This window comes from Stenotrophomonas sp. YJH_SMC_69 (assembly GCF_059370495.1).
Window position 1 is genome coordinate 25,218 of record NZ_JCAFTS010000016.1, and the last position, 22,394, is coordinate 47,611.

Below are 22,394 nucleotides of genomic sequence, written 5' to 3' on the forward strand. Positions count from 1 at the left end.
GTCGCACTCACCTCAGCGCGGCTCCGGGCTCGGCGGCGCCTGCAGCAGGGCGGCGAAGCGCTGCTTGCCCTGTTCGACATACTCGGCGATCTCGGCCGAGTCGCGGGTCGCCTGGCCGCGCAGCTGCTCGATCTCCTGCAGCGAGGTCTCCTGGAAGCGCACCACCGCATCGACCAGCTTGCGCACCGAATCGACGCCGATGGTGGCGCCGTAGCCGGCCTTCAGGCCCTCGTGCAGCACGTCATCGCCAATGTTGGCCACCGCTTCCAGGCCCTTGGAGGTGCCCTCGGTCATCGCATTGAGCGCCTGCGTGGACTCATGCAGGCCCATCTGCGTGGTGAAGGCCAGGTTCAAGGCGGTGAAGCTGGTTTCATTGGTGGAGAAGAACACCACCGAGCGCTCGTTGACGCGGCGCTTGATCTCGTGCGACTGGTGCACGCGCAGCATGATCGCCTCGGAGGTGGCGTAGTTCACCTGCAGGTTCTCGGCCAGGTCCTTGGCCAGCTGGTAGCGCGACTCCTCGGCCTGGTTGTTGCGCAGGGCCTCGTCGCGGGCCATGACCAGGCGGCCGGTGTCGGCGGCATCGGCGGCCGGATCGGCCGACTCCACGCGCTGCTGCGCCTGCTTCAGCGCCTCGCGGGCATCGGCCAGCGCCTGCTCCTGCAGCTTCAACAGCTCATGGGCCTGGATCTCGGCATCCTTGATCGACAGGCGGAAGTCGCCGTACATCTCCAGCACGCGTGACTCGCGCTGCAGCTGCTCGGCCGAATCGCGGCTGACTTCCAGGAATGTGAGGCGGATCTTCTCGAACCGGCTCGGGATGTCGCCGCGGGTGACCTTCATCCACAGGTTCTGCAGGCGCTCGCCCATGTCGATCCTGCCGTCGCGCACCTGCTCGACCATGGTGCTGGCATCGTCACGGATGCTGTCGAAGGCGCGGATGATCTCGGTATAGCGGTCGGACACCTTGGCCGAGCTGATTTCATCACGCATCACGGCATTGAAATGCCCGGACTGCTGCAGCACGCGGGCAATGGCCACCACGCGACCCTGGTCAAGGGTGGACAGCTGCGAGACCAGCGCGATGGCCGGAGCGTTGTTGTCCTGGGGAGCGGCCAGGCCCAGGCTGCGCAGCGTGGCCATGGCGCGGTCGAGGTACTTGATCGGCGCGGTAGCGGCCGGCGTGGCAAGGAGGGTGTTCTCGGACATTTCGACGGCTCCGGTCAGGGCAGGCAATGAGGAACCTGCCGCGCGGAACGGGCAGGTTGCTGCGAAACGAAGGGGAAGGGGAGCGGCAGCCGTGCGGCGCACGACAGGCGGGCCCGGTCAAGGGCCGACGGCCCGGTATGGGCGAGGGTGGTGTCCTGTTCAAGCATGGCGCATTCCCTGCAGATCGCCCCCCTGGCGATTCCGTCCCATTGTAGCGGCGGTGATGGGCAGGTGAAGCCCCACCGATGGCAGGGTGGAGTAGCGTTGGCGCACGCTCATCGGTTGCGGCAAGCGAGGGCTTCGTGCAGAACGTACCGCAATGGTTGCTCTGGGCGGAACTGTCCGCCGTGTTCGCAGCGCTGACCGCGCTGTTCGCCAAGGTCGGCGTCAAGGGTGTCGACCCGGACCTGGCCATGGCCATCCGTACCCTGGTGGTGGCGGCGGTGATCCTGCCGCTGGTGGTGGTCACCGGCAAATGGTCCAACCCGTTGCTGCTGCCGGGGCGCACCCAGCTGTTCCTGGTGCTGTCGGCGCTGGCCACCGGTGCGTCGTGGCTGTTCTACTTCCGTGCACTACAGAGCGGTGAGCTGGCCAAGGTGGCCGTGGTAGACAAGTTCAGCGTGGCGCTGGTGATCGTGCTGGCCTATCTTCTGCTGGGCGAGCGGCCCAGCCTGCGGGAGTGGAGCGGCATCGGCCTGGTGCTGGCCGGGGTGATCGTGCTGGCCACGAAGAAGTAGCAGCGTTGAACCGACCAGAGGGGAGAGCAGGATGCAGGGCGAAGCACACGGTACGTTTGAAGTGGATCTGCGGCCGATCGGTGGCAATGACGGCCCGATTGCGGTGATGTCGATCAACAAGACCTTCGCCGGCGACCTGCACGGCAGCAGCGTCGGCCAGATGCTGGCCTTCCGCACGCCGGTGCAGGGCTCGGCCGGCTACGTGGCGATGGAGCGGGTAACGGCCACGCTGGCCGGGCGCCAGGGTGGGTTCACCCTGCAGCACAACGGACTGATGACCCGGGGCAGGCCGGAGCTGAGCGTTGTGGTGGTGCCCGATTCGGGCAGTGAAGGACTGCTCGGCCTGATCGGCACGCTGGAGATCACCATCAGCGAGGGCCGCCATGACTACCGGCTGGTCTACAGCCTGCCGGACGAGATCTAGCGGAGTTCCGCTGCCATCGCCGCGAGCCGGGCGACGGTATTGAGATTGCGCGCCGTGCCCTGTGCCGAGCCGGGAATGCGCAGGCGCGAGTCGGCCATGCCGGCGCCGTAGTGGATGAAGATCTCGCGCGTGCCGAGTGCAAGCTGTTCGTCGCGCCGGCCGGTCACGCCATCAAGCGGGTCGGCAGGCAGGCTGCCGTCGAGGAACAGGGCGACCACACGGTTGCCGGCGGCCTGCGGAAACGGATTGCGTGCCACCACGCCTGCGATCTCGCTGGCCGAACGCACCAGTACGCCTACCGGCTTGCCGGCATATTCCTGGAGCCGCTGGCCGAGGGCCTGGCGCACGCCTGCCTCGTCGAGCGAGCTGCGCAACACCACGTTGCCGCTGGCGATGTACGTGCGGACATCGGCGAAGCCTGCGTCCTCGCACATCGCCACCAGTTCGCGCATCGGCAACTTGCCGGTGCCGCCGACGTTGACTGCGCGCAGCAAGGCGACGTGGACGTTCATGGCGTCCCCGCCTGCAGGCGGTCGTACATGCGCACCAGGTCGACCAGGGTGCGCGCGCCCATCTTGCGCATCACCTGCGCGCGGCGCACCTTCACCGTGATCTCGCTGACGCCGAGGTCGCCGGCGATCTGCTTGTTGAGGCGGCCACGCACCACGCCATCGACCACCTCGCGCTCACCCGCGTTGAGCGTGTTCCAGCGCTGCTGCAGGGCATCGAGCGCCTCGCCCTCGCGGCGGCGCTGGCGGTCGATCTCGATGCCCTTGTGGATCGCATCCAGCAGTTCCTGGTCGCGAAAGGGCTTGGTCAGGAATTCGATGGCACCGTCCTTGATCGCGTTGACACCCATCGCGATGTCGCCGTGGCCGGTGATGAACACCACGGGGAGCTGCAGGCCATGGCTGCCCATCGTGCGATGGAATTCAAGACCGCTCTGGCCGGGCATGCGCACGTCCAGCACCAGGCAGGCCGGCGCGTCTTCCAGGTCGTGTTCGAGGAAGGCCTGGGTGGAGGCGAAGGCCCGCACCTGCAGGCCCATCGAGGCCAGCAGGTCTTCCAGCGCCGCGCGCACCGACGGATCGTCGTCGACCACATAGACAATGGGCGCCGGATCGGCGATGGGTGCAGTGGGCTTACGCATGGTGGACATCCGTGGCGACGGGCAGGTCGAAGACGAAGCAGGCACCCCCGCCTGCCGGTCGTTCGGCGCGGATCTGGCCGTCGTTGGCCTCGATCATCGAGCGGCTCAGGCTGAGGCCCAGCCCCAACCCGTGTGACTTGGTGGTCCAGAACGCGTCGAACACGCGCTCGGGATGCTCGGCGGGCAGGCCGACGCCACGATCGCGTACGCTGAGGCTGACCCGTTGGCCCTCACGCCGGGTCAGCAGCGACAGACGCCGGTCGCCTGCGGGTTCGGCTTCCATTGCATCCACCGCATTGAGGATCAGGTTGCCGATCACCTGCTGCACCTGTACGCGATCGGCCTGCACCGGCGGCAGGTCGGCGTCCAGCAGCAGGGCCACGGCCACGCCATGCTGGTCCAGTTCGCTGCGCGACAACGCCAGCATTTCCTCCACCGCCTGGTTCAGGTCGAAGGCGCGCCGTTCCGGTGCCGCGCCCTGGGTCAGGCCGCGGATGCGGGCGATCACGTCACCGGCGCGGTGCGCGTCTGCCAGGATGCGGGCTACGGTCTGCCGGGCCTTGTCCACGTTCGGCGGGTCCTGCGCCAGCCAGCGTTGGCAGGCTTCGGCGCTGCTGGCGATGGCCGCCAGCGGCTGGTTCACTTCGTGGGCGATGGAGGTGGTCAGCTCGCCCACGGTGGAGGCGCGCGCTACCCTCAGCAGGCGACCCTGTGCTTCCTGCACGGCGGCCTTGGCCGCTTCCATGTTCAGGGCGAGGTAGGTGGTGATGCCGATCACCAGCATGCCGATCACCGAATTGACCAGGCCGATGCGGTAGGTGCCGAAGCGGGTCAGGAAGAAACTCAGCCCGGTCAGTCCGATGCAGGCGATGGCAAGGGTGATCAGCCCGCGCGCGCCCAGCACGCGCGACGCCGCGAGGATGACCGCTGCGTAGAAGCAGGCAGCAGCAACCGCGTAATCGGTGACGGTGTCGATCAGGAAGATCGCGGCCATCACGACGATCAGGGCCAGCAGCACCAGCGGGCGGCGGGGCGACAGCGATGGCATCGGGACGGCTCCCTGGCGTGGGGTGAAAGGATAGCAAAACCGCCATCGGCAGATGCCGATCTTGGTCGGCAGGCTCTTTTGCTGTGGGTGCCGACCGTTGGTCGGCACAAGCCAGAACGATGCCCGGTAGTGCCGGCCGCTGGCCGGCAACTGCACGGTGTTGCCGGAGCTCATGAGGTTGCCGGCCAGCGGCCGGCACTACCGCAGGGATGGACACGGTCTCTGAAGGTTCTCTGCCGACCAAGGTCGGCACCTACCAAAGCGGTGCACGGTGTTGCCGGCCAGCGGCCGGCACTACTCCTCCAGGCTGGCGTTCCAGAATCCCTGCAGCACACCGGGCGTGGTCGCCAGCGTCGCAAGTACGGCGTCCAGTTCGCCGGCATCCACCGTGGTGGCATACAGCACCGCTTCGATCTCCACATCGCGCTCACCGAACGGGCGCTGGTCCACCGCGCGCACCGGGTAATGCGCCTGCTCAAGCAGCAGCAACAGCTGGTCCAGCACCTCGGCCTGCTGCTCGCGCTGGCAGACCACGTTGATCGCATAGGTCGCCTCGCTGAACGCTTCCGGCAGCGGCTGCCGCTGGATGCGGTTCACCACCGGCCGCAGCAGGGTATTGGCGGCCAGCACGAAGACGGCGGCCAGCACCGCTTCCGGCAGCAGCTTGATACCTGCACATGCTCCCACCGCCGCCGATCCCCACAGGGTGGCGGCGGTGTTCAGGCCGGACACCTGCGCGCCGTCCTTCATGATCGCGCCGGCGCCGAGGAAGCCGACGCCGGAGATCACATAGGCCACCACATGCAGCGGCGAGGGTGGTCCGCCGTACAGGTCATGGAAGCGCACCGCCAGATCGACGAACACTGCCGCACCCACCGCCACCAGCGTATTGGTACGCAGGCCGGCGGTGCGTTGCCGCAGCTGCCGCTCCAGGCCGATGACCGTGCCCAGCACGAACGCCACCGACAGGCTGATCAGCGAGCTGAGCGTGGCGCCGGCGTTGAACGCCGGCAGGTTCGGAGTGATGTCCATTGTGTTTCTCCCTGGACAAGCGGCAGGCGCTTACTGCCAGCCGTAACGACGGATGTAGAACTTCTTCAGCGCGGTGGTCAGCACCGCATAGCCGAACAGGATCGCCACCAGGAACGGCCAGTAGCCGGCCGGCAGGGCCTGAAGCTTGAAGTAGCCGGCCAGCGGGCTCATCGGCAGGGCCACGCCGATGGCCATGATCAGGCCGGTCATCAGCAGCAGTGGCGGCGCGGCGATGCTCTGCAGGAACGGCACCTTCGGCGTGCGGATCATGTGCACGATCAGGGTCTGGGTCAGCAGGCCGACCACGAACCAGCCGGACTGGAACAGGCCCTGGTCGGCCGGCGTGCGTGCATCGAACACGTACCACATCAGCGCGAAACAGCTCAGGTCGAAGAGCGAGCTGATCGGCCCGAAGAACACCATGAAGCGGCCGATGTCCGCCGGGTTCCACTTCAGCGGCTTGCGTACCAGTTCCTCATCCACGTTGTCGAACGGAATGGCGATCTGCGAGATGTCATACAGCAGGTTCTGCACCAGCAGCTGCAGCGGCAGCATCGGCAGGAACGGCAGGAAGGCCGAGGCCACCAGCACCGAGAACACATTGCCGAAGTTGGAGCTGGCGGTCATGCGGATGTACTTCAGCATGTTGTTGAACGTGCGCCGGCCCTGGATGACGCCTTCCTCCAGCACCATCAGGTTCTTTTCCAGCAGGATGATGTCGGCCGCCTCCTTGGCGATGTCCACCGCGCTGTCCACGCTGATGCCGATATCGGCTGCGCGCAGCGCCGGCGCATCGTTGATGCCGTCACCGAGGAAGCCGACCACCTTGCCCTGCGCCCGCAGCTCGCGTACCAGCCGCTCCTTGTGCAGCGGCGTCAGCCGGGCAAACACGCGATGGTGGTGCAGCGCCCGCGACAGCGCGCCGTCGTCCATGCGCTCGATCTGCGGGCCGGTCAGGATGGTGTCCGCGTCCAGCCCCACCTGTGCGCAGACACGGGCGGTCACCAGTTCGTTGTCGCCAGTGAAGACCTTGACCTCGACACCGTGTGCGGCCAGCGCCTGCAGCGCCTGCGCAGCCGACTCCTTCGGCGGGTCCAGGAAGGCCACGTAGCCGACCAGCGTCAAACCGCACTCGTCCGCTTGCGAGTAGGCGCTCTGACTGGCCGCGGTCTCCTTCATCGCCACCGCCACCACGCGCAGGCCCTGTTCGTTCAGTTCCTCGGTGGTCTGCCGCACCCGCGCCAGGCGGCGCTCGTCCAGTGGCATGTCCTGGCCGTTCTCGCGCACGGTGCTGCACACCGCCAGCATCTCTTCCACCGCGCCCTTGCAGATCAGCTCATGGTGGTCCTCGCGCTCGGACACCACCACCGACATGCGGCGGCGCTCGAAGTCGAACGGAATCTCGTCCACCTTGTGGTAGTCCTGCGACAGCCGCAGCGAACTCTGCAGCTCCACGTGCTCCAGCACCGCGCGGTCCAGCAGGTTGATCAGCCCGGTCTGGAAGTGGCTGTTGAGGTAAGCGAACTTCAGCACGTCTTCCGAATCGTGACCGAACACATCGGTGTGGCGCTCCAGCGCGATCCTGTCCTGGGTGAGCGTGCCGGTCTTGTCGGTGCACAGCACTTCCATCGCGCCGAAGTTCTGGATCGCATCCAGGCGCTTGACGATCACCTTGCGCCGCGACAGCAGCACCGCGCCCTTGGCCAGGGTGGAGGTGACGATCATCGGCAGCATTTCCGGCGTCAAGCCCACCGCCACCGACAGCGCGAACAGGAACGCCTCGGTCCAGTCGCCCTTGGTCCAGCCGTTGATCAGCAGGACGAACGGCACCATCACCAGCGCGAAGCGGATCAGCAGCCAGCTGACACTGTTGACGCCGGCCTGGAACGCGGTGGGCGCACGGTCGGTGGCTGTGCTGCGCTGGGCCAGCGTGCCGAAGTAGGTGCGGTTGCCGGTGGCCAGCACCACGGCGGTGGCGGTGCCTGACACCACGTTGGTGCCCATGAACAGCAGGTTGTGCTGCTCCAGCAGGCCAGCCAGGCCGTCGCCGGGGTGCGCGAACTTTTCCACCGGCAGCGACTCGCCGGTCATTGCGGCCTGTGCCACGAACAGGTCCTTGGCGGTCAGTATGCGGCAATCGGCCGGAATCATGTCGCCGGCCGACAGCACGATGTGGTCACCGGGCACCAGCTCACGGATCGGCAGGTCCAGCAGGCGAGCCGGACGACGGCTGTGCAGGTGCGCGCCGAAGTACTGGTCGGCCACATCGGCGGCCTCGGTGCCCGGATTGCGGCGCAGCACGCGCGCGGTGTTGCCGACCAGCGCCTTCAGCCGCTCGGCGGCACGGTTGGAGCGGCCTTCCTGCACGAAGCGGATCAGCGTGGACAGCAGTACCATCGCACCAATCACGATCGTGGCCTTGATGTCCTCGGTCAGCCAGGACACCGCCGCCAGTACGGTCAGCAGCAGGTTGAACGGATTGCGGTAGCACTGCCACAGGTGCCGCCACCACGGCAGCGGCTTTTCGTGATCCACCTCGTTGGGGCCGAGCGTGGCCAGCCGCTCCTCGGCTTCATGCGGGCTCAGGCCATCGGCATGCGACTCCAGCGTGGCCAGCAGCTCGGCTTCTTCCTGCTGGGCAAGGGTGACCAGGCCGGTGGTAAGCGCGAACGGCGCCGCTTCGGCGCTGCCCGGGCCAAAGCCGGCTTCGGGCATCGCACGACGGCGGAACAGGTTGCCTGCGCGACGGCTGCGCAGGAAGGCGTTGAACCAGGCGTTGAGCAGGCTCATGGGACGCTCCTCGAATGTCAGAGCCGGCCGCAGCCGGAACACGAACGGAATGGGTGAGACAGATCAGGCGTGGCGCATGGCCAGCACCGCCGGCGACCACGGCTGCATGTGCAGGCGCTGGCTGCCGCCGATGCATAGCGGCTTCATCGCATCGCGCAGCGGGTAGGGCAGATGGCGCAGCACGGTGATGCGTTCGCTGATCGGCAGCAGCGACAGCGCGTCAGCCACCACGCGCGGCGAACCGAGCGACAGCGAACGGCCGAACATGACCGGGCCGTGCTGCAGCAGCTGGCTGCGCAGGGCGGCAGCATCGCGCTCGCCAATCAGGCGGCGCAGGGTGATGTAGAGGATCTTGTAGGACATGGGGGTGATCTCCAGGCAGGCGGCGCCTGGCGATCCCCCGTCACTCAGGCAGGCAGGGACCGGCGGGCAGGCGCCAGGAACAGGCAACAAGCGGTCATCCGGGGCGCGGTGCGCCCGGCAGGGTCGGGGTCCATCTGCGTCTCCATGAGGGGAGGGTGCCAGCCAGGGTTGCCCTGGCCAGTGGCGCTATTGTCCGCCCCTGAATGGGGCAGGCCTAGAGGCCCGTGGGTTAGCCCGGCTATACCTTGGTATAGCCGGGCGTATGCGGTGCCGATCGAGGGTTCAGTGATGGGTCAATGCGCGCCGCTGGTCTGCTTGCAGACGTCGTACTCGCCACGGGTCAACGTCTTGTCACGGTCGGTATCGCAGGCATGCAGGCGCTCGGCCCAGTCGGGTGCCACGGCATCCACTTCGGCCAGCGTGACGATGCCGTCCTTGTTCTTGTCCAGCGACTCATACGGCGGTATCAGCTTCACTTCGGTGACGTCCTCGGCGGCGGTGGCCTTGCTCGCCTCCTGGGTTCTGGAACAGGCGCCCAACAGCAGGCCGATGGTGATGACGAGGACAGCAGGAACGTAGCGAATACCGGTCATGACAGGCTCCAGAAGTGGGGACGCGGGCCATGGGTCTGGATGGCCACGGCCGGATATTCGGCCCGGATCTGTAAGCGAGCTGCGAAGAACCGACCGGGTCGCCAGATGGCGGTGGGCGCCCGTTCACCCGCACGCCCCATGCGTGTACCAGCCGCCGATGCTGTTCCAGGGCGTGCCGTCGCGATGTGCAACGGGCCAGACCGCCGCGGCCGAGTGCGCGGACAGGATTTCCGGGTTGACCTGGGCGGAGCCACTTTGCGAGGTCGGAAATATCTGACCTTTTTGCAAGTTGTTGCATGGCCTGATTGTAAATCTGCCGTGAAACTAACCGCTCGCCTCTCCCCGCGGGTTCGTCATGCAACGCGCACTCCTTCTCCTCCTGCTGGCCCTGTTCGCCAGCAGCGCTCATGCCACGACACCACAGATCAACGTGGGTCTCCTGTTCGATCATCTTGCGCCCGCGCACAGCAACCTGCTCAAGCGCATACGCAATACCGGTGATGTGACCGCATACGTGCGCGTTGAGGTCACCCAGATGCACTTCGATGCAGACGGCAAGGTTGTCGAAACGCCAGTGGACACCGTGGCGCTGGTACGCAATGCACCTGGCGCGCACGGGGTGATCGCCAGCCCCAGCCGCCTGATCATTGCCGCCAACGGCCAACAGGCGACGCGCCTGGTCTATCGCGGTGACCGTGATGAGGAGCGCTACTACCGGCTCCGCTTCATTCCGGTGGTGCCCAGCGCCGAGGAATTCTCACTCAGCGATGCGCAGGTGCAGGACATCACCGGGCTGACTTCGGCAGTTCGCGTGTTCACCGGCTACGGCACCATCCTGTTCGTGGCACCGCGGAACACGCGCTATGACACCCGTGTGCAGGACGGTCACGTGCACAACGGTGGCAACGCCACGGTGGTGCTGGACAACCTGCGGTACTGCGAGCGAAGCAGTCCGGATGCCTGCACGCCCGGCATCATCGTCCATGTCCGGCCCGGGCGAACCTATGCGCTGCAGGCCGACGACAGCCGGTTCGCCCGCTACGACCTGAGGGAGGGCGACGACCGGCGCAGCATCGACTCGCGCCGCTGATCGTCTGCCCATCTCCCCTTTCTGCAACGTCTCCACCGGGTTCGCCAGGCGCCCGGCGGGGAGGCTGTGTCTTCGTCCTGGCGTCGTATCCCATCGTATCCATCCACCGATCCCGGAGCATTTCCATGTCCCTGAAGAAGTACGCCCTGGCTGCAGCCGCTGCAGCCCTCATCGCACCGGCTGTCAGCCTGGCAGCCACCGAATCCAAGTCGATCACCGTCAACGTGACCGCCGACGTCCCGAACACCGCTGGCCTGCAGGTGTCCACGCCTGACGGCTGGGAAGGCCTGCCGCAGAACCTGCCGTGGGACACCGCGCGCGAAACGCTGGGCGAACTGACCGGGCGCGTCATCAACATCAAGTCGCCGGCTGCCATCACCGCCTACCTGACGTCGCCGGCACAGATGGCGTCGGCCGCAGACGTCGTGGACCTGGTGGTGAAGCTGGACAACGTGGAGGTTCCGGCAACGGCCGCGGCCAAGATCACTGTTGCCAACGCGTCCCAGGCCGCCGCGGGCAAGTCGCTGGCCTTCGCCATCGCGCCGACCGCGCCGTCGGGTGGCTACAAGCAGGGCAGCTACGGTGGCCAGTTCCACATGATCTTCGAAAGCGACATCACTCCCTGAGTCCTTTCAGGCGCCCCGTCGCATCCAATGACGCGGCGGGGACGCCGGAACAGCGCCCATGCTCTCGTCCTCCAACCAACGTCGATTCCGCCTGGCCCAGCTCGCGACCGCGATCGGTGCCGTGGTCCTTGCCACGTCAACGCAGGCGGCCGGCCTCGCGCCGGGCGAGCTGCCCAGCCTGCTGCAGCAGCGCGAACGCATGCCGGCCGAATTCCGCGAGCACCTGTTTGGCAACCCGCTCACCGTGCGCGTGGAGCTGGATGGGCAGTATCTGGGTGACGCCGAGGTTCTGCTGCACGAAGACAACCGGGTGCAGGTGATCGGCTTTGGCGACAGCCACGAAAGCCGGTTGGCACAGACCGAGCGTGCCCGTTGGGGCGAGCAACTCGCTGAACCGATGGCGCTGGGCGTATGCAGGCATCAGTGCCGGGGCATGGCAGCGCTGCACTACAGTCTGTCCAACTCGCTGCTGAGTGTACTGACGCCTGCCGGCGCGCAGAAGGAGGGGCGCCACATCGCCTTGCCGGACGCGGGCAGCCGGGGGCTGATCGTGCGCAACAGTCTTGCCGTGCACGGCGGCCAGGAACAGCAGGCCACCGTACGCTACAGCGCCGAACTGCGCGGCAGTGCCGGCCACTGGAGCACGGTTGGCAGCTACCAGTACTACGCCCAGCCCGGCAGCAGCGAGCACTACCTCAGTGCCCTGTATGCCCAGCGCGAACTGGGCGATCATTTCGTTCGCGCCGGCTACTTCCTGCCCACCTTCGAGGGCATTGTGCGCCAGCCCCGGGCACCGGGTACGCAGAACGATACGGCGCTGGGCCTGATGTTCGGATCCTCGGACGTACTGCTGGCCGATACGCGAAGCCCCAGTGTCTATCCCGTCTATGTCACCGCCAGTGGCGAAGGCGTGGTGGAGATCTATCGTGACGGGAACCTGCTGTCCACGCAGGCCGTCAAGCCCGGCATCCAGGAAATCGATACGCGCCGGCTACCCGGCGGGATCTACGATGTGGAACTGCGGGTGGTCCAGGACGGCCGCGAAGCGTCCCGCGAAAGCGCCTCCATCCACAAGCCCAGCCGCTGGCAGGATCCCAGCCGGCGGTGGCGCTACAGCGCGTTCGCAGGGCAGCAGCGCGGGTTGCTGGCCAGCGCCGGAAGCGCCCGCGAGGGCGGCGCCGCGGCCGGTGCCGTGGTCAATTACCTGTTGCACTCCCGTGCGGTGGCCGGGGCCACCGTGCAGCGGATCGGCGCGCGGCATTCGGCGGGTGTGTCGATGGACTGGCAGGCCAGTGACCGCTTCAGCACGTACACCAATGTCTATACCTCCAGCGACGCCGGGCGCGGCGTGGACCTGCAGGGCCTGTACCGCTATCGTGCCGGCTCGGTGGTGGCCAACCATGCGCGCGGTTGGGTGGAGCAGCGCGAGCGCGTCGTGGCAGACGACAGCGGCGCCCCACGCTGGGAGACCCGCGGCGGCTGGCAGGACACGACGGCCGTCTCGATCACGCATCGTTTCGGGCACCGTGATACTGCCAGCCTGCGCGTGGCCCGCAGTTCGGGCTTCACCCGCGGGACCGGCATCGATGTCTCTTACGGGCGCCGGGAGACGGTGTTCGGCAAGCACGATGTCAACTGGCGCGTTTCCGCCTATGACCGCCCCGGCGCCCGCTACACGGGCTATCGGCGGCAACGCGGGATCGACCTGACGGTGAGCGTCTCGCTGGGCAGCGATCAACGCAGCTACAGCGGCAGTCTGGGCAGCCGCACCGGCGATGCCGGTCGCCGCGATACCTATGTGACCGCCTCCTCCACACAGCGCGTGGACGGCGCCGTACTGCAGAGCGTGAATGGCACGGTCACCGCCGAACGGGGCGGGCTGGGCGCAGGCGCGGGTGCCTCGCTGCAGAGCGCGTTTGTGGAGGGTGACATGCAGGTCTACCGCGGCGCGGCGTCGGGCCGCATCAGCGGCACCGCCAACCTCGACAGCACCGTGGTCATTGGCGGTGGGCGCGCCGCCGTGCTGGGGCAGGGGCGCGGCAGAAGCGCCGACACCGGGCTGATTGTCGATGTCCGCAGCGATTATCCCGATCTTGCCCTGCGTGCGGACGACAGCCACGGCGGCGGCGTTGCGCTGCGCCCGGGCCGCAACTTCGTCCCGGTGGCCGCGTATCGCGCAGGCCACGTGCAGTTCGACTTCCAGGGGCGGCATGCGCCGTCGGCAACGCTGCAGCCCTCGGTCGTCAGCTATCACCTCAACAAGGGGGGGCGTGATGCATGCCACGCTGGACGTGCTGCGCACCTTCACCGTCATGGGCCAGGTACTGGATGCAGACGGCAACGGTGTGCGCGGCGTGCAGGTGATCAACCACGCCGGCCGCAGCGTCAGCCAGGAGGATGGATTCTTTACCCTTGAACTGAGCGCCCGTGCGCCGGTGGTGGAGTTGCGCTACCCCAACCTGGTCAGCTGCACGCTGACGATGGAGGAGGGGCGCTACCCCAGGGAAGGAGATGTGTTGATGGTGGGGGCGACGGGATGCCCGCCGTCGATCGCGAGAACCGAGGAGCATACGAAATGAGAATCCGCTCGCTGATGGCGGCGCTGCGAGGCGCAGGGCTGGTCGTGATTGGGCTTGGCGCGGCCGCAAGTGCATGTGCGGCAGAAGTGCTGGTCACGGCAGAGTTTGCCCCGTCAGCCCTGGACCCGGGCCGGATGGTCTTCCGGAACACGACGCCGCCTGGCATCTACTGTTCGTGGCGTCCAGAATTCTGCACGGAGGATGGTGCCTACTCTGTCGATGTCCCGATGTCGTGGAACAAGACCTACGAGTATAACGGCGACGTCCGCAAGCGCTTCTATCTTGGCTTGCCTGCCCCTCGCAACGTCATGTTGCAAAACACCACCACGGGTGGCGAAGCGGAGGTCCGCATCACGATTGCTACCGTCAGTGGTCAAATGACACCGGGAGGCGTTACCAATCCAGTGTTCACTCGAACGGTGCGTGGAGGATGCAGCTACGTTCAGACGGTCAGCTACGGGTCATATATCAGGTTCGGCTGGACAGTGAAGAATCCTGAGATGCCGCAGCCGTGCAACTCTCAGGGAGATAAGCCGCTATCACAGCCGGCCAACTATGCGATGCCGTGGATTGGTCTGGGCCTTCTCATAACCGCGCCGTCGCCATTGTCGCTGAACGACGGTGTGTATGAAGGAGAATTGACCTACAGTGCGGGAGGCGCGGGCAGCGATATCGACTTTGGTGATGACGTCACGACCGAGCCGATCACGTTGAAGTTCCGCTTCACGGTGTCGCACCAGTTCCAGGTACGGTTCCCCAGCGACAATCCGCAGGTGCACCTGGCGCCGGAGGCAGGTTGGGCGCAGTGGACCGATCAGGGCCGTGCCCCGATACGCCTCTATCAGGAGCTGCCATTCCATCTGACCAGCTCGATGGACTTCAGCATGAAGCTGCGCTGTGAGCACGACGCAGGCAATCGCTGCGGCATTCGCAATCAGACGCTTGGGGAGGTTGTACCGGTGGATGTGGACGTCACCCTGCCCGGCATGCGCAATCTGCGCGATGGGCGCCCGGCGCAGGACACACCGCTGTCGCCCGACGACGAACAGGCGCCGCGCTTCACACCGGATGGCTATCTGATGCAGCGGCGGTCGACCTTGCGGTTCACCGCAGGACGGGACGCCGTAACAGAGATGCTGAAGGCGCCAGGCTCACATTGGGAGGGCAACATGACCGTGGTGTTTGACGCCAACCCATAGTCGCACGCGGGAGTGTGTTGCGGGGTGCCGGCCAGCGGCCGGCACTACCCCAGGCGTTCAGAACCGGTCGGCAAAGGCATCCGTCGCCCGCACCAGCGCATCGACCGTGGCCGGCTCGTTGGCGCTGTGGCCGGAGGTCACCATCTCCAGGCGCGCTTCCGGCCAAGCCTTGGCCAGGTCCCACGCGCTGCGCGGCGGGCAGATGATGTCGTAGCGCCCCTGCACGATCACGCCGGGCAGGTGGCGGATGCGATCGATGTTGCGCAGCAGCTGGTCCGGCTCCAGGAAGATACCGTTGCGGAAGTAGTGCGCTTCGATGCGGGCCTTCGCCAGGGTATCCAGCGGATCATCGGTGGATTCGGCATCCACGTCGTGCTGCAGGGTGGCCGCATTGTCTTCCCAGCCCAACCAGGCCTGCGCGGCTTCGATGCGGGTTGATTGATCCGGGCCATCCATGCGCGCCCAGTAGGCCGCGATCATGTCGCCACGCTCGGCTTCCGGGATATAAGCCTCGTAGCGGTCCCAGCGCTCCGGGAAGATCCAGCGCGCACCGCCATCGGCCTCGGCGAACCAGCGGTTCTCGATCTCACGACCGAGGAACACGCCACGCACGATCAGGCCGGTGGCGCGTTCCGGATGCGCCTGCGCGTAGGCCAGCGACAGCGTGGAGCCCCAGGAGCCGCCATAGACCAGCCAGCGCTCGATGCCCAGGTGCTCACGCACCTTTTCGATGTCCGCCACCAGGTCCTGCGTGGTGTTGTCGCGCAGCTCGCCGAACGGCGTGGAACGGCCGCTGCCGCGCTGGTCGATCAGCACGATGCGGTAGCGCGCCGGGTCGAAGAAGCGCCGATGGGTCGACGAGATACCGGCGCCCGGGCCACCGTGCAGGTAGACCACCGGAATGCCCTCCGGCGTGCCGCACTCTTCGATATGCAGCGTGTGCAGATCGCTCACCGGCAGGGCGAATTCGCGGTAGGGCTCGATGGCCGGGTACAGGGTGCGCATGGCGGGTGTCTCACAAGCAGGGGCGGCCAGCATAGCGCCGCCATCTACGGCTTGCAGTGGCGGGCTCCTGCGCGGCGCTGGAAATGCGCTGGCCGATGCGCATAAGCTTCCGCGATGCAAGCGACCACGACCGGGACGTCCACGTTCAACCTCAGCCTCGGCAGCGGCGCGCGCGAGCTGTTGAAGTGGATCGCGCTGCTGGCCATGACCGGCGACCACGTGGCCAAGGTGGTCTTCGGGGGCTACGTGCCGGTGGTCAGCGAACTGGGGCGTATCGCCTTCCCGCTGTTCGCGCTGGTGATGGCCTGCAACCTGGCCCAGCCGGGCGCCGACCTGCGCAAATCGATGCGCCGGCTCGCGCTATGGGGGCTGATCGCGCAGCCGTTGCACGCACTTGCGTTCGGTTCCTGGCTGCCGCTCAACATCCTGCTCACCTTCACCCTGGCGGTGGTGGCCGTGCATGCGCTTGCGAACAATCGGCCTGTGCTGCTGTTGCTGGCTGCCGGCGTGCTGCCGATGTTCGTGGACTACCAGTGGGCCGGCGTTGGCGCCGTGCTGCTGGCTTGGATCGCGTTCCGGCATCGGGCGTGGTGGCCGCTGCTGGTCGCGCTTGCGGCGGTGTGCTGGGCCAACCACAACGGCTGGGCGGTGCTGGCCGTTCCGGTGGTGCTGCTGGCCGCGCGGGTGCCGTGGCAGCTGCCGCGCTGGCGCTGGCTGTTCTACGGCTACTACGTGGGGCATCTGGCGGTGCTGGCGTTGATTGCCCATCTGCTTGTGTAATGTCGGAACTGGCGTGTCGCGCGTCTTGAAAGCCGGATGCGGTCAAGGAACGCGTGGTGCCGATGCGGGTGGGGAACGCCGCCGTTGGCGTGGCGCAAGTTGTTGAATCTTCGGCTCGATTGTCGATATGCGACAATGCTGCCACTGCGTGAACGTTGCTGTCTTGGCACTTGGGTTGTTGGCGCCTGCCACCCCGTTGTGCACATGATGGGGTGCCACCGAAAAAGGGTGGCCGGGGCCTGGAAACCCCGTTGAGTAAGTGCTGTTTACGCTTGCCAGCCGGCGTCGCCTTGCGCGGCGTCGGCTGGCATTCCGTTCGCGTTCCATGGCGGGCGGTGCGTGGAGGTGGGCGCAAGCCCACCGCCCGGGTATAGCACTGACTCACGGGATTTCCAGCCACGCACCGTCCGCCGCCTTGATTGTTAAGGTTGGTGGTCCCGCATGCCTTGCACGGAGACCTGCCATGAACGCATCGGAGTTCCCCCATCAGCACGCCCCGGCCAATGCCGATGAAGGCCACGACATCCCGCCCGATCCCAACAACCTGACGGCCCTGCTGCATCGCATCGGGTTGGGCGCGGCTGCCGACGGCCAGCCCTGGCCCGAGCGCCATCAGCTGCCGGGCCGGTGCCTGGCGTTGGCCGACGCCGACGGTGCACTGGCCGGGCTGCGTATCGTGCAGGAGATCCTGCTGGCGGCCGAACGCGCCCGCCAGAATGGCGGCCCGGAACAGTACGTGGGCGATCGCGTAATGGAAGGGCTGAAGCTGGCGGCATTGGCGTTGACCAGCCACGCCATCTATCGCCTGCATCCGGAATGACACGTAGATCCACGCCATGCGTGGATGCCGTTCGCGGATTGCCCGACGTCCTGTAGAGCCGAGCCTATGCTCGGCTCAGCGGACGAAACGGAGCCGAGCATGGCTCGGCTCTACAGGGGTTCCACGCCAGCTTAGAAATCCATCGTTGCCGACACCAGCACCGTCCTCGGTGCACCCAGCGCCAGGCTCGACAACAACGGCATGCCCCAATACGACTTGTTGGTCACGTTGTTCACGCTGGCCCGCAGCGCAAGCGATCGACCCGCCACGGTGGTGCTGTAGCGCGCCCCCACGTCGAACAACGTACGCCCCGGCACCGACAGGCTATTGTCGGCACTGATGTACTGCCTCGACATCGCCGTGGCATTGCCGGTCAGGGTCAGGCCCTGCAAGGTCGGCACATCCCATTCCACGCCCAGCTTGGCCTGCCGCTGCGCCACGGCGGTGGCGATGCGTCCTTCATTCACGCCACCGGCCGTGCGGGTCAGCTTCGGCTGCACATAGGCCGCCCCACCGAGCAGGCGCACGCCGTCCATTGGTGCGCCGAAGAAGCCCCATTCCACGCCCCGGTTACGTTGCTCGCCGCCAAACGAGAAGATATTCGTGACCGGGTCGGTGTAGCTGTTCGGTCGCTTGATCTCGTACACGCTGAAGGTGTGCGCGAAGCTGCCCAGGTCCAGCTTCAGGCCCAGCTCCTTCTGCCTGGTGCGGAACGGTGCGAACACATCGCCGGCATTGGCGGCGGTCATCGGCGCGGTGGCGCCCTGGCTGAGGCCTTCGATGTAGTTGGTGTAGAGGGAGATCGCGTCGGTGGCTTTCACCAGCAGGGCCGCTGCCGGCGTGGTGGCGCTCTCGTCGTAGCGCGAGGTGCGTGCACCCGTGGACACGTTGAAGGTCTCGCTGACCACCTGCTGGCGGCGCACGCCCAGCGTCAGCTGCACGCGGTCATCGGCGAAGGCGAGGGTGTCGGCGAAGCCGAGGCTGTCCAGCGTCAGCTCGGTATGCGAGATGTGCGGTGCCACGAACGGCGCCGCCGGGCCCCACACTGGGTTGTACAGATTGGTGGTCCAGTCCCAGCCGGGTACGCTGCGCCGGCCGTAGTCGTTCTGGGTGTGCTGGTAGTGGGTCACGTTGGCGGCCCACTGGTGGCCGACGTTGCCGGTGTGGAAGGAACCGCGCAGGCCGGCATCTGCGGACTGCTTCCTGATGTCGAAGGCGAGCTGGCCGATCACCGTGGTGAAGTTGCCGGCTGGATTGAGGATCTGCGCGCTGATCGAACCGTTGTAGCGGTAGTCGGTCCTGCTGGTGCCGTACGCGAGGTAGGCCATCAGGCTATCGTTGACATCCAGTTCTCCGCGCACCATCGCGCCCTTGTCCTGGCTGTCCACGTAGGCCCAATCCGGGTTGATCAGCGTATCGCCGCGTGGCGGGCGCGGAATGGCCACGCCCGGTGCCAGGCCGACGCCACGCGCCGGGCCGTCAACGCGGTCGTCGGCGCTGTACAGATCGGCCGACAGCCGCATACGTTCGCCGCGCCAGTCCAGTGCCAGCGAACCGAGCTGTACCTTCTTGCGCTGCTTGCCGACGGCGCCGTCACCATCACGGTAGGCACCGTTGAAGCGGATGCCGAACTGCTTGTCGGCGCCGAGGCGACGGCCCATATCCACGTGGGTGCCGAACTGCGCATCGGAGGCGAAGTTGGCACTGACCCGCAGCAGCGGTTGCTCGCTTGCGCGCTTGGGCACCAGGTTGACGCTGCCACCGACCGAGCCGCCCGGCGGCATGCCGTTGAGCAGCGCAGACGGTCCCTTCAGCACCTCGATGCGCTCGAACATTTCCGGCGAGGTGCGGTAGTAGGGCGCCATGCCGCTGAGGCCATTGAACGTGGTGTCGCTGGTGTTGGAGGCAAAGCCGCGGATCGCGTAGTTCTCGCTCCATGCACCGGTGACGCCGTTGCTGAACACCGTGGGGTCGGTGGCGGCAATGACGTCGGTCAGGTCCTTGGCCTGGCGATCGCGGATGAAGGACTCGGTGTAGCTGATCGTATTGAACGGCGTGTCCATGAAATCCTTGTCGCCGAGCAGGCCGACGCGGCTGCCGGCAGCCACTTGCCCGCCCGCATAGTCTGCAGTGACCCGGCGTTGTTCCTGCACCTGTACCGACGGAAGGGTGGACGGCGCGGCGTCGGCCAGCGCGGCGAACGAGGCCAGCAGCCCCAGCGCGAGGGCGGACACCCGGTAGCGCCGGACCATGCCCGGCGAATACATCAGGCCGGAGGATGCGGCGGCAGCGCGATGCTGTGCAGAAGTGAAGTTGAAAACGGTCATGCCAGAGTCCTGTGAATCGCAGGCGCGAGCGCGCCTGGCGCGCTGCCGACGGCAAGCACGGGGAAAGGGCGCAGCGCAGGGTTGTTGGCTGGGTGGGGACCTGGCGGGAGGTGAGCCATGGGCTCGATCACGGGCAGCGTGCTGGACGCCTTCCGAATTAGTTGAGTAAATTAAACTAAATCAATCGAAGCGGACAAGAGGGTCCCTTTGCTGGCACCCTCAGCAGGGTATGGACGCGCACCGTAAGAGCAGGCACCGTATGAGCACGCACCCCGATCCAACGGCGCCGACCCGTGGCCGCCCGCCCACCATCACCCCGGAGCGTCTGGCCGACATCGGCATCCGCCTGGGCCTGCCCAACCTGACCATGGCCAACGTGGCCGCCGAACTGGCGGTGACCCAGGCAGCGCTGTACAAGCGCGTGGCCAACCTGGAGGCGTTGAAGCGCCTGGTGGCGGAGGCGGTGTTCCAGCGCTGGCAGATTCCGCGCGCGTCGGTCGACGCACCGGGTGGGCTGGAGGCCTATCTGATGGGGTTCGTGGAGTCGCTGTGCGAAGTGGTGAAGGCGCATCCCGGGCTACCGCCCTACCTGCTGCGGCGCACGGTGGCGACCGCGCCGATGCTGGAAAAGATCGCCTCGCACCAGGCGCACGTGGCCGAGGTGTTCGGCCTGCCGGTGGACAAGGCGCGCTGGCTGCTGGCCACGATCGCGTTCTACTGCATCGCCGGCGCCGACACCATCTACGCGATTGCGGATGACGAAGAAGGGCAGGTGATCACCGAGTTCAAGCAGGGCATGCGGGCACTGGTGATCGGTTCGCTGGAGGTATCGCGGCTTCGGTAGATGCACGCCATGCGCGGATGATCGCGGCCGTTCACCATGACGCCAGCCAGGCATGGCCTGGCTCTACTGGACGGATCGCGTAGTGTCGAGAATACAATGCGGCCATGCCTGCCACGCCCACTCTTGATGACCTTCGCCGCTACGCGGTGGCGCGCACCTTGTTCAAGCCGACCACGCTGCTGACCGCGATCCGGCGGTTGGGCTTCGTGCAGGCCGACCCGATCCGCGCACCCGCTCGCGCGCAGGACCTGACCCTGCGCCACCGGGTGAAGGACTACCGCGCGGGCGATCTTGAGCGCCGCTACACGCGTCTGCCGGTGGAAGAGGATTGCCTGGTGAACTACGGCTTCCTGCCGCGCGAGCATCTGGCGCTGATGCACCCACGGGTTTCCAAGCGCGAGTGGGATGCCGAGACCCATCGCCGTGCGGCCGACGTGCTGGCCTTTGTGCGCGAGCGTGGCAGCGTGCACCCGCGCGAGGTCGACCAGGCCTTTGCGCATGGGCGGGTGACCAACTACTGGGGCGGCACCAGCAACGCCAGCACGCATCTGCTGGATGGCATGCACTACCGCGGCCTGCTGCGGGTGCAACGGCGCGACAGCGGTACGCGCATCTATGCGGTGGCCGATCATGCCGAGCCCGACTCCAGCGAACAGGCGCAGATCGAACGTGCCGCCGCCCTGATCGACCTGGTGGTGCGCAAGTACGCGCCGCTGCCCTCGGCCAGCCTGACCTATCTGGTGCGCCTGCTGGGCTATGGCGCGCCGCACCTGGCCGAGCAGACCCGCAAGGCATTGGCGTTGGCCAAGCAGCAGTTGGCCAGCTGCACGCTGGAAGGCACCACCTGGTACTGGCCGGCGGACGAGAATCCGCGCTCGCGCCGCCATGCACCGGATGAGCAGGTGCGCCTGCTGGCGCCGTTCGACCCGGTGGTGTGGGACCGCCGCCGCTTCGAGCTGTTGTGGGATTGGGTGTACAAGTTCGAGGCCTACACGCCTGCACCGAAACGCCAGTACGGCTACTACGCACTGCCGGTGTTGTGGCATGAGCAGGTGGTGGGCTGGGCCAACTTGAGCGTGCGCGAGGGTGAGTTGGTGTCGAGCGTGGGCTATGCCGGCAAGTCGCTGGCCCGCGACAAGGTATTTCGTGGCGCGCTGGACGACGAGCTGCAGCGCATGGCGGAGTTCCTGTAGCGCCAAGCGGCGCATGGGTATCTATCGATCCCGGTAGCCGCCAACCTCGGTTGGCGCTGGCTTCCATCGGTGCCCACCAAGGTGGGCAGCTACCAGAGCAAGACCGCTCAGGCCCGGTAGCCGCCAACCTTGGTTGGCGCTGGCTTCCGTCGGTGCCCACCAGGGTGGGCAGCTACCAGAGCAACACCGCTCAGGCCCGGTAGCCGCCAACCTTGGTTGGCGCTGGCTTCCGTCGGTGCCCACCAAGGTGGGCAGCTACCAGAGCAGCACCGCTCAGGTTTGGTAGCCGCCAACCGTGGTTGGCGCTGGCTCCCATCGGTGCCCACCAAGGTGGGCAGCTACCAGAGCAACACCGCTCAGGCCTGGTAGCCACCAACCTGGGTTGGCGCTGGCTTCCATCGGTGCCCACCAAGGTGGGCAGCTACCAGAGCAACACCGCTCAGCCCTGGTAGCCGCCAACCTTGGTTGGCGCTGGCTCCCGTCGGTGCGCGCCAAGGTGGGCAGCTACCAGGGCAACACCGCTCAGCCCTGGTAGCCGCCAACCTTGGTTGGCGCTGGCTTCCATCGGTGCCCACCAGGGTGGGC

Annotated in this window: 21 protein-coding genes; 11 read left to right on the forward strand and 10 right to left on the reverse strand. The window is 66.8% G+C overall.

Features of this window, described 5'->3' with window-relative positions; genetic code table 11:
- Nucleotides 1-12: 12 nt before the first annotated feature.
- Nucleotides 13-1,209, reverse strand: coding sequence for a cell surface protein (locus AC5P8F_RS19765; protein WP_495228849.1), 1,197 nt, complete (start codon nt 1,207-1,209; stop codon nt 13-15).
- A gap of 302 nt (nt 1,210-1,511) precedes the next feature.
- Between AC5P8F_RS19765 and AC5P8F_RS19770 the strand changes: the two genes are divergently transcribed.
- Together AC5P8F_RS19770 and AC5P8F_RS19775 are read left to right on the forward strand one after the other, a co-directional pair.
- Nucleotides 1,512-1,946 carry an EamA family transporter gene (locus AC5P8F_RS19770; RefSeq protein WP_495228850.1) on the forward strand — a complete coding sequence of 145 codons (435 nt, stop codon included), beginning with the start codon at nt 1,512-1,514 and terminating at the stop codon, nt 1,944-1,946.
- 31 nt (nt 1,947-1,977) lie between these two features.
- Nucleotides 1,978-2,370 carry a DUF3224 domain-containing protein gene (locus AC5P8F_RS19775; RefSeq protein ID WP_049439574.1) on the forward strand — a complete coding sequence of 131 codons (393 nt, stop codon included), beginning with the start codon at nt 1,978-1,980 and terminating at the stop codon, nt 2,368-2,370.
- Here the strand turns inward: AC5P8F_RS19775 and AC5P8F_RS19780 are convergent.
- The 7 genes from AC5P8F_RS19780 to AC5P8F_RS19810 form a co-directional block, all read right to left on the reverse strand.
- Nucleotides 2,367-2,882: a DUF1697 domain-containing protein gene (locus tag AC5P8F_RS19780; protein WP_049439575.1), complete on the reverse strand. Its 516-nt coding sequence runs from the start codon at nt 2,880-2,882 to the stop codon at nt 2,367-2,369. The genes AC5P8F_RS19775 and AC5P8F_RS19780 overlap by 4 nt on opposite strands.
- Nucleotides 2,879-3,520, reverse strand: a complete 642-nt coding sequence (locus tag AC5P8F_RS19785) for a response regulator transcription factor (RefSeq protein ID WP_014647295.1) — start codon at nt 3,518-3,520, stop codon at nt 2,879-2,881. Before AC5P8F_RS19785 ends, AC5P8F_RS19780 begins: the two co-directional genes overlap by 4 nt.
- On the reverse strand, nt 3,513-4,568 hold the full coding sequence (locus AC5P8F_RS19790; RefSeq protein WP_049439907.1) for a sensor histidine kinase: 1,056 nt from the start codon (nt 4,566-4,568) through the stop codon (nt 3,513-3,515). The genes AC5P8F_RS19785 and AC5P8F_RS19790 overlap by 8 nt, the downstream gene beginning before the upstream one ends.
- Nucleotides 4,569-4,862: 294 nt before the next feature.
- A complete protein-coding gene (locus AC5P8F_RS19795; RefSeq protein ID WP_495228854.1) occupies nt 4,863-5,600 on the reverse strand; it encodes an MgtC/SapB family protein in 738 nt (245 codons plus the stop codon).
- Nucleotides 5,601-5,630: 30 nt separating this feature from the next.
- Complete coding sequence (mgtA, locus tag AC5P8F_RS19800; protein WP_111206284.1) at nt 5,631-8,390, reverse strand: magnesium-translocating P-type ATPase; 2,760 nt, start codon at nt 8,388-8,390, stop codon at nt 5,631-5,633.
- A gap of 63 nt (nt 8,391-8,453) precedes the next feature.
- Nucleotides 8,454-8,753 carry a hypothetical protein gene (locus tag AC5P8F_RS19805; RefSeq protein ID WP_111206282.1) on the reverse strand — a complete coding sequence of 100 codons (300 nt, stop codon included), beginning with the start codon at nt 8,751-8,753 and terminating at the stop codon, nt 8,454-8,456.
- A 293-nt stretch (nt 8,754-9,046) separates the two neighbouring features.
- Nucleotides 9,047-9,346: an EF-hand domain-containing protein gene (locus AC5P8F_RS19810; RefSeq protein WP_049439579.1), complete on the reverse strand. Its 300-nt coding sequence runs from the start codon at nt 9,344-9,346 to the stop codon at nt 9,047-9,049.
- 355 nt (nt 9,347-9,701) lie between these two features.
- On the opposite strand from AC5P8F_RS19810, the gene AC5P8F_RS19815 reads away from it, so the two are divergent.
- From AC5P8F_RS19815 to AC5P8F_RS19835, 5 genes are all read left to right on the forward strand, one after another.
- A complete protein-coding gene (locus AC5P8F_RS19815; protein ID WP_495228856.1) occupies nt 9,702-10,436 on the forward strand; it encodes a CS1 fimbrial subunit B flags: Precursor in 735 nt (244 codons plus the stop codon).
- Nucleotides 10,437-10,561: 125 nt separating this feature from the next.
- Nucleotides 10,562-11,062: a CS1 type fimbrial major subunit gene (locus AC5P8F_RS19820; RefSeq protein ID WP_014647290.1), complete on the forward strand. Its 501-nt coding sequence runs from the start codon at nt 10,562-10,564 to the stop codon at nt 11,060-11,062.
- A 58-nt stretch (nt 11,063-11,120) separates the two neighbouring features.
- On the forward strand, nt 11,121-13,478 hold the full coding sequence (locus tag AC5P8F_RS19825) for a TcfC E-set like domain-containing protein (protein ID WP_495228858.1): 2,358 nt from the start codon (nt 11,121-11,123) through the stop codon (nt 13,476-13,478).
- A complete protein-coding gene (locus tag AC5P8F_RS19830) occupies nt 13,375-13,641 on the forward strand; it encodes a CS1-pili formation C-terminal domain-containing protein (protein WP_495228860.1) in 267 nt (88 codons plus the stop codon). Before AC5P8F_RS19825 ends, AC5P8F_RS19830 begins: the two co-directional genes overlap by 104 nt.
- Complete coding sequence (locus tag AC5P8F_RS19835; RefSeq protein ID WP_136191788.1) at nt 13,638-14,840, forward strand: hypothetical protein; 1,203 nt, start codon at nt 13,638-13,640, stop codon at nt 14,838-14,840. Before AC5P8F_RS19830 ends, AC5P8F_RS19835 begins: the two co-directional genes overlap by 4 nt.
- 57 nt (nt 14,841-14,897) lie before the next feature.
- Here AC5P8F_RS19835 and pip read toward each other — a convergent pair whose 3' ends face one another.
- Nucleotides 14,898-15,845, reverse strand: coding sequence for a prolyl aminopeptidase (gene pip / locus AC5P8F_RS19840; RefSeq protein WP_495228862.1), 948 nt, complete (start codon nt 15,843-15,845; stop codon nt 14,898-14,900).
- Between the two features lie 114 nt (nt 15,846-15,959).
- On the opposite strand from pip, the gene AC5P8F_RS19845 reads away from it, so the two are divergent.
- Complete coding sequence (locus AC5P8F_RS19845) at nt 15,960-16,625, forward strand: TraX family protein (protein ID WP_227863723.1); 666 nt, start codon at nt 15,960-15,962, stop codon at nt 16,623-16,625.
- A gap of 463 nt (nt 16,626-17,088) precedes the next feature.
- Nucleotides 17,089-17,445 carry a hypothetical protein gene (locus AC5P8F_RS19850; RefSeq protein ID WP_014647285.1) on the forward strand — a complete coding sequence of 119 codons (357 nt, stop codon included), beginning with the start codon at nt 17,089-17,091 and terminating at the stop codon, nt 17,443-17,445.
- Between the two features lie 131 nt (nt 17,446-17,576).
- On the opposite strand, the gene AC5P8F_RS19855 is transcribed toward AC5P8F_RS19850, so the two are convergent.
- A complete protein-coding gene (locus tag AC5P8F_RS19855; RefSeq protein ID WP_495228864.1) occupies nt 17,577-19,772 on the reverse strand; it encodes a TonB-dependent receptor in 2,196 nt (731 codons plus the stop codon).
- Nucleotides 19,773-20,031: 259 nt separating this feature from the next.
- Between AC5P8F_RS19855 and AC5P8F_RS19860 the strand changes: the two genes are divergently transcribed.
- Nucleotides 20,032-20,616: a TetR/AcrR family transcriptional regulator gene (locus AC5P8F_RS19860; RefSeq protein ID WP_014647283.1), complete on the forward strand. Its 585-nt coding sequence runs from the start codon at nt 20,032-20,034 to the stop codon at nt 20,614-20,616.
- A 104-nt stretch (nt 20,617-20,720) separates the two neighbouring features.
- Nucleotides 20,721-21,809: a DNA glycosylase AlkZ-like family protein gene (locus AC5P8F_RS19865; protein ID WP_049406620.1), complete on the forward strand. Its 1,089-nt coding sequence runs from the start codon at nt 20,721-20,723 to the stop codon at nt 21,807-21,809.
- Nucleotides 21,810-22,394: the final 585 nt, after the last annotated feature.

Coding starts and splice junctions, on each gene's coding strand:
- AC5P8F_RS19780 (WP_049439575.1), bottom strand. CDS start 2,882: ATGAACGTCCACGTCGCCTTGCTGCGCGCAGTCAACGTCGGCGGCACC.
- AC5P8F_RS19820 (WP_014647290.1), top strand. CDS start 10,562: ATGTCCCTGAAGAAGTACGCCCTGGCTGCAGCCGCTGCAGCCCTCATC.
- pip (WP_495228862.1), bottom strand. CDS start 15,845: ATGCGCACCCTGTACCCGGCCATCGAGCCCTACCGCGAATTCGCCCTG.
- AC5P8F_RS19825 (WP_495228858.1), top strand. CDS start 11,121: ATGCTCTCGTCCTCCAACCAACGTCGATTCCGCCTGGCCCAGCTCGCG.
- AC5P8F_RS19810 (WP_049439579.1), bottom strand. CDS start 9,346: ATGACCGGTATTCGCTACGTTCCTGCTGTCCTCGTCATCACCATCGGC.
- AC5P8F_RS19830 (WP_495228860.1), top strand. CDS start 13,375: ATGGGCCAGGTACTGGATGCAGACGGCAACGGTGTGCGCGGCGTGCAG.
- AC5P8F_RS19795 (WP_495228854.1), bottom strand. CDS start 5,600: ATGGACATCACTCCGAACCTGCCGGCGTTCAACGCCGGCGCCACGCTC.
- AC5P8F_RS19775 (WP_049439574.1), top strand. CDS start 1,978: ATGCAGGGCGAAGCACACGGTACGTTTGAAGTGGATCTGCGGCCGATC.
- mgtA (WP_111206284.1), bottom strand. CDS start 8,390: ATGAGCCTGCTCAACGCCTGGTTCAACGCCTTCCTGCGCAGCCGTCGC.
- AC5P8F_RS19850 (WP_014647285.1), top strand. CDS start 17,089: ATGAACGCATCGGAGTTCCCCCATCAGCACGCCCCGGCCAATGCCGAT.
- AC5P8F_RS19835 (WP_136191788.1), top strand. CDS start 13,638: ATGAGAATCCGCTCGCTGATGGCGGCGCTGCGAGGCGCAGGGCTGGTC.
- AC5P8F_RS19790 (WP_049439907.1), bottom strand. CDS start 4,568: ATGCCATCGCTGTCGCCCCGCCGCCCGCTGGTGCTGCTGGCCCTGATC.
- AC5P8F_RS19815 (WP_495228856.1), top strand. CDS start 9,702: ATGCAACGCGCACTCCTTCTCCTCCTGCTGGCCCTGTTCGCCAGCAGC.
- AC5P8F_RS19785 (WP_014647295.1), bottom strand. CDS start 3,520: ATGCGTAAGCCCACTGCACCCATCGCCGATCCGGCGCCCATTGTCTAT.
- AC5P8F_RS19865 (WP_049406620.1), top strand. CDS start 20,721: ATGCCTGCCACGCCCACTCTTGATGACCTTCGCCGCTACGCGGTGGCG.
- AC5P8F_RS19765 (WP_495228849.1), bottom strand. CDS start 1,209: ATGTCCGAGAACACCCTCCTTGCCACGCCGGCCGCTACCGCGCCGATC.
- AC5P8F_RS19805 (WP_111206282.1), bottom strand. CDS start 8,753: ATGTCCTACAAGATCCTCTACATCACCCTGCGCCGCCTGATTGGCGAG.
- AC5P8F_RS19860 (WP_014647283.1), top strand. CDS start 20,032: ATGAGCACGCACCCCGATCCAACGGCGCCGACCCGTGGCCGCCCGCCC.
- AC5P8F_RS19845 (WP_227863723.1), top strand. CDS start 15,960: ATGCAAGCGACCACGACCGGGACGTCCACGTTCAACCTCAGCCTCGGC.
- AC5P8F_RS19855 (WP_495228864.1), bottom strand. CDS start 19,772: ATGACCGTTTTCAACTTCACTTCTGCACAGCATCGCGCTGCCGCCGCA.